This is a genomic window from Colwellia hornerae (genome assembly GCF_007954355.1).
Classification (GTDB): Bacteria; Pseudomonadota; Gammaproteobacteria; order Enterobacterales; family Alteromonadaceae; genus Colwellia_A; species Colwellia_A hornerae.
In genome coordinates, this window is the sequence record NZ_VOLR01000004.1 from 69,429 (window position 1) to 81,927 (window position 12,499).

General features: G+C 38.3%; 10 protein-coding genes and 6 tRNA genes. 13 read left to right on the top strand and 3 right to left on the bottom strand.

What is annotated here, in order from left to right:
• The first annotated feature begins 121 nt into the window (after window positions 1–121).
• The 7 genes from ESZ26_RS03630 to ESZ26_RS03660 all read left to right on the top strand — a co-directional run bounded on the left by ESZ26_RS03630 (window position 122) and on the right by ESZ26_RS03660 (window position 1,542).
• Entirely contained in the window at window positions 122–469 is a 348-nt protein-coding gene (locus tag ESZ26_RS03630) for a DUF3718 domain-containing protein (protein WP_146798137.1), read from the top strand.
• 216 nt (window positions 470–685) lie between these two features.
• Window positions 686–762, top strand: a tRNA-Met gene (locus tag ESZ26_RS03635).
• 37 nt (window positions 763–799) lie between these two features.
• A tRNA-Leu gene (locus ESZ26_RS03640) sits at window positions 800–884 on the top strand.
• 52 nt (window positions 885–936) lie between these two features.
• Window positions 937–1,011, top strand: a tRNA-Gln gene (locus tag ESZ26_RS03645).
• A gap of 104 nt (window positions 1,012–1,115) precedes the next feature.
• Window positions 1,116–1,190, top strand: a tRNA-Gln gene (locus tag ESZ26_RS03650).
• A 140-nt stretch (window positions 1,191–1,330) separates the two neighbouring features.
• Window positions 1,331–1,415: transfer RNA gene (locus ESZ26_RS03655), tRNA-Leu, on the top strand.
• Window positions 1,416–1,467: 52 nt separating this feature from the next.
• Window positions 1,468–1,542, top strand: a tRNA-Gln gene (locus ESZ26_RS03660).
• 101 nt (window positions 1,543–1,643) lie between these two features.
• Here the strand turns inward: ESZ26_RS03660 and ESZ26_RS03665 are convergent.
• A complete protein-coding gene (locus ESZ26_RS03665; RefSeq protein ID WP_146798138.1) occupies window positions 1,644–2,855 on the bottom strand; it encodes an FAD-dependent monooxygenase in 1,212 nt (403 codons plus the stop codon).
• Window positions 2,856–3,107: 252 nt separating this feature from the next.
• Between ESZ26_RS03665 and miaB the strand changes: the two genes are divergently transcribed.
• The 6 genes from miaB to ESZ26_RS03695 all read left to right on the top strand — a co-directional run bounded on the left by miaB (window position 3,108) and on the right by ESZ26_RS03695 (window position 10,339).
• The gene (gene miaB, locus ESZ26_RS03670) at window positions 3,108–4,550 is read left to right on the top strand and encodes a tRNA (N6-isopentenyl adenosine(37)-C2)-methylthiotransferase MiaB (RefSeq protein WP_146798139.1); all 1,443 of its coding nucleotides are present in this window, start codon (window positions 3,108–3,110) and stop codon (window positions 4,548–4,550) included.
• 39 nt (window positions 4,551–4,589) lie between these two features.
• A complete protein-coding gene (locus ESZ26_RS03675; RefSeq protein WP_146798141.1) occupies window positions 4,590–5,636 on the top strand; it encodes a PhoH family protein in 1,047 nt (348 codons plus the stop codon).
• Window positions 5,636–6,094, top strand: coding sequence for an rRNA maturation RNase YbeY (ybeY, locus tag ESZ26_RS03680; protein ID WP_146798143.1), 459 nt, complete (start codon window positions 5,636–5,638; stop codon window positions 6,092–6,094). Before ESZ26_RS03675 ends, ybeY begins: the two co-directional genes overlap by 1 nt.
• Window positions 6,095–6,202: 108 nt before the next feature.
• On the top strand, window positions 6,203–7,078 hold the full coding sequence (locus tag ESZ26_RS03685) for a CorC family transporter (RefSeq protein ID WP_146798145.1): 876 nt from the start codon (window positions 6,203–6,205) through the stop codon (window positions 7,076–7,078).
• Window positions 7,079–7,083: 5 nt separating this feature from the next.
• Entirely contained in the window at window positions 7,084–8,652 is a 1,569-nt protein-coding gene (lnt, locus tag ESZ26_RS03690; protein ID WP_146798147.1) for an apolipoprotein N-acyltransferase, read from the top strand.
• A gap of 25 nt (window positions 8,653–8,677) precedes the next feature.
• Window positions 8,678–10,339, top strand: coding sequence for an amidohydrolase (locus tag ESZ26_RS03695; RefSeq protein ID WP_146798149.1), 1,662 nt, complete (start codon window positions 8,678–8,680; stop codon window positions 10,337–10,339).
• A gap of 60 nt (window positions 10,340–10,399) precedes the next feature.
• On the opposite strand, the gene ESZ26_RS03700 is transcribed toward ESZ26_RS03695, so the two are convergent.
• Entirely contained in the window at window positions 10,400–11,368 is a 969-nt protein-coding gene (locus tag ESZ26_RS03700) for a GGDEF domain-containing protein (RefSeq protein ID WP_146798151.1), read from the bottom strand.
• Window positions 11,369–11,370: 2 nt separating this feature from the next.
• On the bottom strand, window positions 11,371–12,480 hold the full coding sequence (locus tag ESZ26_RS03705) for a response regulator (protein ID WP_146798153.1): 1,110 nt from the start codon (window positions 12,478–12,480) through the stop codon (window positions 11,371–11,373).
• Window positions 12,481–12,499: the final 19 nt, after the last annotated feature.

The following is a 12,499-nucleotide window of genomic DNA, read 5'->3' on the forward strand; positions in this document are numbered from 1 at the left end:
AAAAATCTTGTTTTATTTCTAAAATATACCACAATTACCCTAATACCAGTCTGATATAAGTTAACAGTACCCACGTCAGACCACCAACCTCTTACTATAAGAAACCATAAAAAGGCACACCATGAAAAAAACACTCCTACTTGCTAGCTTAATTGCCGCTTCAGTAACTTTTGCTCCGGTTACTAAAGCCGATAATATATCACTTCGCATTTGTGAATACGTTGCGGCAAATGATAAAAACCGCTTACGTTCATTTATGAAACAAAATAAATTAAAAATTCGTACACTTTTTAATAGTATTGAGTGTAATGGGCAAAATTTATTAGTTTTTGCAGCATCTAACAGTGCTTTAGAAACAGGTGAGTTTATTATTGGTAAAGTTCCTTCAAAAGAAGTTGCTAAATATATTGCCGATATTGGTAAATACTCAAAACATTTAGAAGAAGAAGCAAAAAAACGCATTAATTAATCATAGCGCGAAATCAAATTTGCTTCAGCGCTAAGCAAGAGCTGACAGTTCTTGCTTTTATATTGAAGGCACATTGTTTTTCTAGAATATTAAACGCCCAATTTGTAGACTAAACAAGCAAACAGAAAGAAATTACCATTTATTATAAAAAAACGGTTGACGTAGCCTAAGCAGATTTGCATAATACGCGCCACTTGCTGAGAGGCAATACGGAAAGGCTACATAGCTCAGCTGGTTAGAGCACATCACTCATAATGATGGGGTCCCAGGTTCAAATCCCGGTGTAGCCACCATTTAACTCTTAGTAGTGATAGTAGTATTAGAAGAAATGCGGGTTTGGCGGAATTGGTAGACGCGCTGGATTTAGGTTCCAGTATCGAAAGATGTGAGAGTTCAAGTCTCTTGACCCGTACCATTCTAACTAACATTTATCATCATGATAGTTGTTAGAAAGTAAGTAACATTGCAGGGGTATAGCCAAGCGGTAAGGCAGCTGGTTTTGATCCAGTCATTCAGAGGTTCAAATCCTCTTACCCCTGCCACTTTCTTTGTTTAACATTCCTTTTTTAAAACTCAATCAGTCTTTATTAAAATATATATTAAACATAATTAAGTGACCTACTTATTTGTTATTTAGAATATCTACAGGGGTATAGCCAAGCGGTAAGGCAGCTGGTTTTGATCCAGTCATTCAGAGGTTCAAATCCTCTTACCCCTGCCACTTTATTGTTTAACATTCCTTTTTAAAAACTTAATGAGTCTTTATTAAAAAATAGTAAACATTACTGAGTGACATAACAATTATTAGAAATACCTACAAGGCTATAAACGCTTAGTAGTGATAGCAGTATTAGCAGCAATGCGGGTTTGGCGGAATTGGTAGACGCGCTGGATTTAGGTTCCAGTATCGAAAGATGTGAGAGTTCAAGTCTCTTGACCCGTACCATGCTAACTAACATTTATCATCATGATAGTTGTTATAAAATAAGTAACATTATAGGGGTATAGCCAAGCGGTAAGGCAGCTGGTTTTGATCCAGTCATTCAGAGGTTCAAATCCTCTTACCCCTGCCATTGTTGTTTAAATCTTACTAAACTCCCAAGACATATTATCTTAAGACTTAATGTCTTACTGCCTTGAGAAATGACTTTTAATCTTGATTGGCGACTTCAACTTATACACCACAAGCGTAAGCTAAAGCCTTATTTTTTAAAAAAGGTATCTTATTTGCCATTTTTAGGCCGATATTTCGAAAGAGTTTAATTGCTGGTGATGGATGGCTAAACGTTGCATACAGCGAATCCATAGTCGTCATCATCAATAGATTGTCTATTCGTCGCTTAGCTTCATAACGTGATAAAACCTCAGGCAAGTGCCAACACTCATTATTACCAATGGCACTGGCTATTACGGTTTGTAAAGCCTTGACATCTTTAAAGCCAAGATTTACTCCCTGCCCTGCCATGGGATTAATGGTATGCGCTGCATCACCTAATAATAACACTCGACCTTTTTGATAAGTATTAGCATGTCGACGCGTCAGTGGGAATGCCCCTTTATTAATAACCTTTATTTGGCCTATTCGCTGTGGAAATTTTTGCATAATTTCACTTTGCAGTTGTTCATTAGATAAAGCCGACAACCTTTTTATCTCATTTTTTTGATGATACCAGACCAAGGAGGCATAGCCACCTAGTTCACTTTCTCCTGGCAGCGGTAAGAAAGCGATTGGGCCGGTCTGAAAAAATTGTTGCCAGGTAATATCTTGTTGTGAGCTTTGAGTTTCAACATTAATAAGCATTGCTGATTGCTGATAATCCCAACCCGTTATCCCTATATGAGCTAGCTTTCTTACTTGTGAATGAGCCCCATCGGCAGCAATTAATAATTGGGTAGTAATTTTTTCTATTTCGCCACACTCTTTTTCAGCTGATTTAATTGTCAAGCTCACTACTATTTCATTTTCATGCTCAATAAAGCTTTCTACACTCGCCGGTGCAAATAAAGTCACTTTGCTGTGAGTGTTAATTTGTTGCCATAAGGCAAGCTGAACTAAGCGGTTTTCAATAATATGGCCAAGGTGAGACTGCTCAATGTCATCGGCATTAAACTCGGTATAGCTTGCCTGATGTTCCCAAACACCTAATCGTTTATAAGGACACATTCGCCATTGTTTTAATTGTGGCCAAGCGCCCAATTGTGTCAACAAATGCTCAGAAGCAAGTGATATCGCTGAAACACGTAAATCTAGTGCTTGTGTTTCATTAAAACCGACGGGTTGCTTTGATTCAACAATAGCCACAGTTAACCCTAAGTTTGCCAAAGATAACGCACTAGCCGCGCCAACCATACCACCACCGACAACGACACAATCAAAATTACTCATAAAATTTACACTTTTCATTTAATGATTTTTCAAAGTTATTCTAACCAACCTATATCAGTTATACGAATATTATTAATGACTGCGGCGAATAATTGATATCACACAGACCCGTGCTACTTAAAGTTGAATCGGGTACTGGCGTCAAGCGTCAAGAAGGAGTAAAATATGCATCCTTAAATTGAACTAACTGTGAAGCAATAAATTTCATGTTAGTTTGTCTAAATTTTTAAATATTTAATGAGTGGAAAGTTAATGAGTAAAAAGCTATATATCAAAACTTGGGGTTGCCAAATGAACGAGTATGACTCGCAGAAAATGGCCGAATTATTAGACTCAACGCATGGTTTTGTATTGGCTGACGAAGCTGAAGATGCTGATGTCATCTTATTAAACACTTGTTCTATACGCGAAAAGGCACAAGAAAAAGTTTTTCATCAGCTAGGGCGTTGGAAACATCTAAAAGACAATAAACCCGGTTTATTAATTGGTGTTGGTGGCTGTGTTGCCTCTCAAGAAGGTGATGCTATTCGCCAGCGTGCGCCTTATGTTGATATGGTTTTTGGTCCACAAACATTGCACCGCCTACCTGAAATGATCCAACAAGTTACTGGTGATCATAATCCTGTTGTTGATGTTAGCTTTCCTGAAATTGAAAAGTTTGATCGTCTTCCTGAACCTAAAGCTGATGGCGCTAGCGCTTTTGTGTCGATTATGGAAGGCTGTAGTAAATACTGTACCTTCTGTGTTGTACCTTACACACGCGGTGAAGAAGTCAGTCGTCCACTTGACGATGTATTATATGAAATAGCTCAACTTGCTGCCCAAGGTGTCCGTGAAGTTAATTTATTAGGACAAAACGTTAATGGCTACCGTGGTATTACCCACGATGATGAAATTTGTCGCTTTTCAGAATTATTGCGTTTGGTTGCAACTGTTGATGGCATTGACCGTATTCGCTATACAACATCACACCCGATTGAATTTACCGATGATATCATTGAGGTCTACAAAGATGTGCCTGAATTAGTGAGTCACCTACATTTACCGGTACAAAGTGGCTCAGATCGAATTTTAACGCAAATGAAACGTGGTCATACTGCATTAGAATATAAGTCACAAATTCGAAAGTTGAAGAAAGCACGTCCAGATATTTGCATGAGTTCAGACTTCATTATTGGTTTTCCTGGCGAATCAGATGCTGATTTCCAAGCAACCATGGATTTAATCAAAGCAGTAGATTTCGATTTAAGCTTTAGTTTTATTTACAGCGCGCGCCCAGGTACTCCGGCAGCAGATATGGTTGATGATATTTCTGATATCACTAAAAAAGAACGTTTAAAAGTCCTTCAAGACCAAATTACCCATCAAGCATTGCGTATTGCGCGCCAAATGTTGAATACTGAACAACGTATCCTTGTTGAAGGTCCTTCAAAGAAAAACCCAATGGAATTACGGGGTAAAACAGAAAATAACCGCACGGTTAATTTTGTTGCTCCGCACACGGTTATTGGTCAATTTGTTGATATTAAAATTACGGATGTTTACGCCAACTCGCTGCGCGGTGAATTAGTGCGCGAAGAAAGCGAAATGGGCTTACGTATTGCGTATTCTCCACAAGACATCCTAGCCAACAGTCATCATACTAGCAAAAGTAGTAACATTGATGAGCTAGGTGTTAGTACTTTTACGCCTTAATTATTATTACAACCTTAGCCTATAAAAACGGATATAAATTTGACTACAAGTATTAGCAAACAATTTGACTTAACACCGCTTGATAATAATCGCCTCGCGAATTTATGTGGTTCGATGGACGATAACTTAAAAACCATTGAACGTCGCCTTGGTGTTAAGATAAGTTATAGCAGCAATGAATTTAAAGTGATGGGTGAACCCGCAAACTGTGAAGCCGTCATTGCCTTGCTTAAGAATTTATATATTGAAACAGCAACTGTTAAAAATGAGCTAAAAGAGATCACTGAAAAAATGGTTCATCTCGCTATTTTAGACGCAAAGGTGCTTGAGCAAGAGCCCACTAAAGTTGATGTTGATTTCGACAAGTTAGTAACGATAAAAACCAAACGTGGTGTCGTTAAGCCCCGTAATCCAAACCAGCAAAGCTATGTACATAACATTATGAGTAATGACATTAGCTTTGGTGTTGGTGTCGCGGGTACGGGGAAAACCTATTTGGCCGTTGCTTGTGCTGTTGAAGCTCTAGAAAAACAGGAAGTTAGACGGATTTTGTTAACCCGCCCTGCCGTTGAAGCGGGTGAAAAGCTGGGTTTTCTTCCTGGTGATTTATCACAAAAAGTGGATCCTTACCTGCGCCCATTATACGACGCACTCTTTGAGATGCTAGGTTTTGAAAAAGTTGAAAAACTTATCGAGCGAAATGTCATTGAGATTGCGCCGCTTGCCTATATGCGCGGTAGAACATTAAACGATGCTTTTATAATTCTTGATGAGAGTCAAAATACGACCGTAGAACAGATGAAAATGTTTTTAACCCGTATTGGCTTTAATGCCCGTGCTGTTATCACCGGTGATATCACCCAAGTAGATTTACCACGTGGTGCTAAATCAGGCTTACGTCACGCGATTGAAGTACTTGACGATATTCCAGGCATTAGTTTTAACTACTTTGAATCAAAAGATATTGTCCGCCACCCGGTTGTGGCTAGAATTGTTGATGCATACGATGCTTTTGAACAAAAAGAAAAACGTTTAAAAGATGAAAAAAGAAATAAAGCGGCGCTTGATGCTATGGATAATCAATAGTGGCAACACTACTTGATCTTCAACATGCTTGTGATGCTAAAAATTTACCCAGCAATGAACAGTTTCAATCTTGGGTAAATATCGCTTTAAATAATGATAAAACAGATTTTGAACTTACCGTTCGTCTTGTTGACGTTAAAGAAAGCCAGTCGCTGAACTTACAGTATCGTGGAAAAGATAAGCCGACCAATGTTTTGTCATTTCCTTTTGAGGTACCAGCAGAAATTGAACTAGACTTACTCGGTGATTTAGTGATTTGTGCTGAAATTGTCGCCCAAGAAGCCAATGAACAGCACAAAGACCTGCACAATCATTGGGCTCATATGGTGATCCATGGCTGCTTACATTTATTAGGTTACGATCATATTGATGATGATGAAGCCACAGAAATGGAAGCGCTGGAAACAAAATTACTTAAAGCACTCGATATATCAGATCCTTATATTATAAATGAATAACTTTATCCTTTATAATTCATAGATAAATAACCACTTACTACTTGAATTTACTTTCGATTGATTAGAAACTAAGCAACAAGTTAACCTTACAGGAAATAAATAAGCTCTATGAGCGATGACCACCCCCACTCTAGCAACGGCTCTGCAAATCGATCAATACTTGATAAAATAGTACAGGTCTTTACCGGAGAGCCCAAAAGTAAAGACGAATTGGTTGATGTATTAAATGACGCTGAAGACCGCGACTTAATTAAACCAGAAACCAAGTTAATGATCCAAGGTGTATTAGAGGTTTCTGATATGCGAGTACGCGATATTATGATCCCAAGATCGCAAATGGTCACGCTTGATATTAACGATCCTATTGAACATTCTTTACCGATCATTCTAGAGTCTGGTCATTCTAGATTCCCTGTTATTAACGACGACATTGATCACATTGAGGGGATTTTACTCGCTAAAGACCTACTCGCTTACGGTTTTGGTCAGCAAGAAGAATGCATAATAGCCAAAATAATTCGTCCATCAATTATTGTCCCTGAAAGTAAAAGAGTTGAGCCGTTACTACAAGAGTTTCGCTCGCAACGTTATCATATGGCCATTGTTGTTGATGAATACGGTGGCGTTTCAGGCGTTGTCACCATTGAAGATATTCTTGAATTAATTGTTGGCGAAATTGAAGACGAAACAGATGATGAAATTGAACTAGATATTAAGTATCTTGCCGGAAATGTTTATCAGGTAAAAGCATTAACCGAGCTTGATGATTTTAATGAATACTTTAATACTCAGTTTGATGGTAACGATGCTGATACCATTGGCGGCGTAGTTTTACATCAATTTGGCCATATGCCTAAAAAAGGCGAATTAATGACGATAGGTGATTTTGAATTTAAAGTCACCGCCGGCGATAATCGCCGTATCCAAAGCCTACATATTACTATTCCCAAAGACCATAAAATCAATGGAAAGATAGTCGACTAACCTTAATGGCGATCAAGACACTAGGCACTCGCCTACTAAAGCGACTACGCGATAACTTATTGAATAAGCGTAATTGGCTCAGCTTTCTTGCTGGGCTTAGTTTAGTGCTGGCATATGCACCTTTTTCGCTATGGTGGCTGATGCTTATTGTGCTGCCGTTATTTCTCAATTCGATTAACGGTGCTGATGTTAAGACAGCTACAAAACAGGGCTTCATCTTTGCGCTTGGCTGGTTTGGTAGCGGTATTAGCTGGGTGCATGTCAGTATCGATCAGTTTGGTGGTTTACCGCTATTTTTCTCACTGTTGCTGATGGTGTTATTGTGCTGCTATTTGGCACTTTATCCGGCACTCGCTTGTTATTTATCAACGAGGTTTGCGCCAAAGAAAAAATTCTCACTGTGGTTACTGCCACCCTGCTGGCTTATTTCTGAATATTTACGGGCGAATCTTTTAACCGGTTTTCCATGGCTCTCAATTGGCTACAGCCAAATAGATGGTCCACTATCGAGTTTCGCCCCTCTTATTGGTGAAATAGGAATAAGTACTTTACTGCTGGTAATAAGTATTGCGGTTATTAATACCGTGTACAACCATTACCGTAAGACACATATACTGTTAGTGATTGCAGTTTTTACTTTTGCTTATTTATTAACGAGTGTTGCTTGGGTTACACCGATAAACAAAACAATTACCGCCGCTTTAGTACAAGGTAATGTTGAACAATCAATGAAATGGCAGCCTGAGAAAGAGTGGCCCATCCAATTAAAATATCTAGATCACAGCCGAGAAAATTATGATGCTGACATTATTGTTTGGCCAGAGTCAGCAGTAACTGCATTAGAACCCGCTGCACAAGACTTTCTCAGCATGGCAGACCGTTCTGCGACACTTAATGATAGTGCTATTATTACCGGTATTTTAGATTACAAGTATCAATCAAAAACCTATTTCAATTCACTGATTGTTATTGGCAAAAAAGAAAGCAGCGATGATACTGGGCATTACCGTTATAACCATAGCAACCGCTATTATAAAAACCATCTGCTACCAATAGGTGAATTTGTGCCTTTTGGTGACATATTAAGAAAAATTGCACCAATATTTAATTTACAATATTCTTCTTTTACCCGAGGTGACTATATTCAACCTAACCTTGTTGCTAAAGGCGTTCATCTATTACCGCTTATTTGTTTTGAAATTGCCTTTCCTGAGCAATTAGCCGCTAATTTTACCGACCAAACAGACATTTTACTTACCGTTAGTAATGACTCTTGGTTTGGCGACTCACATGGTCCTCATCAACATTTAGACATTGCCCGCATGCGCGCTTTGGAATTTGGTCGACCACTGCTACGTGCCACCAATAATGGTGTAACCGCTATCATTGATCACCGAGGAAATATTCAAGCAACACTGCCACAATTTACCGAAGCGGTGCTTAAAGCTGACCTTGAACTCGTCCAAGGAAAAACTTTTTATAGTCAATATTGGCAATTTATTCACTGGTTATTACCAATAATACTATTAATTTTATTTTTCTGCCTTTATCCTATGCTCAATAAAAAAACATAAAAACAATAATACCTAGGATTTATTTATGAAAATATTGACTAAACACCTGTCCACTTTAACCTTATTTTTACTGACCTCGAGCAGTTTCGCCTTCGCACAAACCACTATTATTACCAATGTTCAAGGCTATACTTTAGCTGACCGAGAGTTAAAGCAGTTTACCGCTATTCAATTTACCAATGACAAAATTGATAAACTTTTTATCGAAGGTGAAGTATTACCTAAGCCTGGGCAAATGACAGTTATTGATGGTCAAGGAAAAACGCTACTACCCGGCTTAATTGATGCCCATGGTCATATCTTAAGTTACGGTTTAAGTTTGATGCAAGCAAATTTACTTGGCTCACTTTCAGAAGAGTCAGCGGTAAAAAAAGCAGTGAATTACGCTAAGGCAAATCCAGATATTACTTGGGTACAAGGACAAGGCTGGAATCAAACGCAATGGGAAAACACCCAATTTCCAACAGCAAAATCTCTAGATAAATACTTCCCGAACAAACCCGTTTTCTTACGACGTGTTGATGGACATGCGGGCTGGGCCAATACCAAAGCGATGGAGCTTGCCGGTATAACATCAGCGACAAAAAGTCCAACGGGTGGCGATATAATTCGCGATAAATCTGGTCAGCCAACAGGAATCTTTGTTGATAATGCCATGGACTTAATGACTAAAAGTATCGCCCCATTAACCAAGCAACAACAAAAATCAGTGTTAAAAAAGGCCCTTAATAAATTGGTCTCTTTTGGTTTAACTAGTGTACATGATGCCGGTATTTTTACAGATAACCTTGAGCTATTTAAAGAATTGAGTAATGAAAACGCCCTCCCTATGCGTATTAACGCTATGTTGTATTTACCCTCTGAAAATTGGCAAGAAACGCTTAAGCAAGGACCATTCACTAGCCGTGATAACATGCTTAATTTTAATAGTGTAAAAATCCAAGCCGATGGTGCCTTGGGCAGTCGTGGCGCTTCTTTAATTGCTGATTATTCTGACCATGCTGGCCATAAAGGTCTAATGTTACATGACAGAGAAAAATTAATCCTCTATATGAATACCGCAATGAATGCAGGTTTTCAGGTTAATACTCATGCGATTGGTGACAATGCGAATAAAGTCGTTTTAGATTTATATCAACAACAAATAAAAGCAACCAATAGCGAAGCGCTTCGTCATAGGGTTGAACACGCACAAATATTACAATTAAGCGACATCCCTCGCTTTGCTGAGCTTAATATCATCGCCTCAATGCAAGCAACTCATGCAACCAGTGATAAAAATATGGCGGTTGACCGAATTGGTGAAGAACGCATCTTAGGTGCTTATGCGTGGCGTAAATTAATGAATGCCAAAGCTGTGATTGCTGCTGGCTCAGACTTCCCGGTAGAGTCTCCTAATCCATTTTTTGGTTTACACGCTTCAGTCACCCGTCAAGATCATCAAAACCAACCAGAAAACGGCTGGTACAGTGAAGAAAGTATGTCACGTTTAGAAGCTTTACAAACCTTTACTATTGACGCGGCTTATTCAGCACACCAAGAGAATATTTTAGGTAGCTTAGAAAAAGGTAAAAAAGCAGATTTTATTTTATTAGAAGATAATTACTTTACCGAAAATCAACAAGACATCTGGAAAAATAAAGTACTAGCGACTTGGGTAAATGGAAAAAAAGTTTTCGCTCAATAAAGGTAAATATTTTATATAAAAAAAGCCCTTAAGGGCTTTTTTATATTTATTTTTAATCAACTAAATTATTTGCTTAGGGTGCAAACTTGTTTGATTTCGTCCGTTATCTTTCGAACAGTACATCGCAGCATCAGCACATTCTATCCAAGCTTCATAACTTTCAATACTATTATCTATTTCAGCAATTCCAATACTGACTGTGTATTTCACATCAATGTCATTATATTTAACCACAGACTTTTCAATCTCTTCTCTTAATCGTTCTGCAAATATTTTACCGTTATCTAATGGGGTATCCGCTAACAAGATAACAAACTCCTCACCACCATAGCGCCCCGAAACATCAGTTTCGCGTACATGATGGCGGATCAGTCCTGAGATATGGCGAATAACTTCATCACCAACGACATGGCCATAGGTATCATTAACATCTTTAAAGTGATCAATATCAATCATCACTAAGCAGCTGGGGTTTTGACTACGTATCCAACGCTTGAATTCTGCTTGTAAGCAATGCTCCCAGTGGGTGCGATTAAATAATTTAGTTAAGCCATCAGTTTGACTCAAAATGGCTAATTCTTTATTCGCCTTAACCAAGTCTTTTTTATGAGAAGCATTGTCAGTGACATCATAAATAATGAGACATAAATGGGTTACTATGCCTGTGGCTGACATTAAGGGAATAAAGGTAGTATTTTGATACATATAATCAGCAGCCCCGGTAATAGGACGATAATTTTGAAACTTAAATAAATAAGGTCGCTGTTCCCAGATTGTAAACGCTTTATTTTTAAGTAAAAAGACTGATTCAGCTTTACGTTTAAACCATGCTTCGGGTATTTCATCAAACAGAGGGAAGAGCACTTTATCTTTCACTTCACGGGGTAATAGGCCGCTGTGATTTTCCATAAAACCATTCCATATTTGCACCTTATAATCTCTATCTAGTACAACCAATCCTACATCGATGGTGTGCAGCATTTCCATTAACCAATGTAATTCATTTATTTGTGATGTTTCTAATGACATAGTTAATCCAGTAAGTAAGAAATTTTATTATTGAGTGTACGCATAGATTCTTCAGTAAAGAGTAAGAGTAAATCACATTTTATTGAATAGTCTTCAATGCTATAGCTAATTTCAATGGCTAGGGTACGCTTCCATTTTTTTGAGTTGGTCGCTATCAACTCAGATATTTTTTTATGTTGTCCTAAAACAACGGGGTGACCTTGGCTAAAAGGCATATCCAGTTGGGCAGAAACGCCATTTAAACAAGCACCAATAAGCACATTGGCTAAATCCATTAATAACTCAAGTTCAGTACTTTCATCGACTTCATATTTATAATTCATTAATGAAGCAACATCTTTAAAACTTGAATCATTTAAAATAAGTAGTGCTTCACCAGAGATACCCGCACCAATAAAGCCTTGGCAAATACCCGAAGTACTTTCTTGTTCTTCAACATCAGAGAGCGCCATACTCAGTTCGCTAACTTCAATTAAATTGACATTAGGAATCGGCAGAACAACAAATACATCAAGTAAACGCGCTAATAAATCTCCGGCTTGCCCCATAGCAACATTGGCTATTTCTTGGTAACAGTCTCGAAGTTCAGGGTCTAAGAAAAAGGCTTCCTCTGATTGTTCTCTTTCAGTACTAACTGTCTCTGCCGCTTTTGTCAGTGGTGCCAACTCACTATGTTTAGGAGCAGGGGCTGTCACTGGCGGTTTTTCGATTGCAGCGGGTAAGGACTTTTCTTCATCATTATGTTGGGTAAATATACCGTAAGCCGACAATATTTCTGTTAATTTTGTTTTATTGACCGGTTTTTGAATAAAGTCCAATGCGCCTAAACTTGTAACACGCTGGTGTGCTTCTGGCTGTATATCGCCAGAAATAACAATCACCATAGTGTTTAAGTCTTCTTTAATAATAGTTTCAAGGACTTGGTAACCGTCCATTACTGGCATATTTAAATCAAGCAAAAGTACATCACCTTTACCTGCTTTTATTGCTGCGATGCCTTCTTCGCCGTTAGTAGCAAAGCTTATCTCGACATCCCAATCATCAGGTAAAGAACGTGCTACCTGTTTACGCGCCATATTTGAGTCATCACAAATTAACAAGGGTATTGACATATTTTCATTATTCCTATTC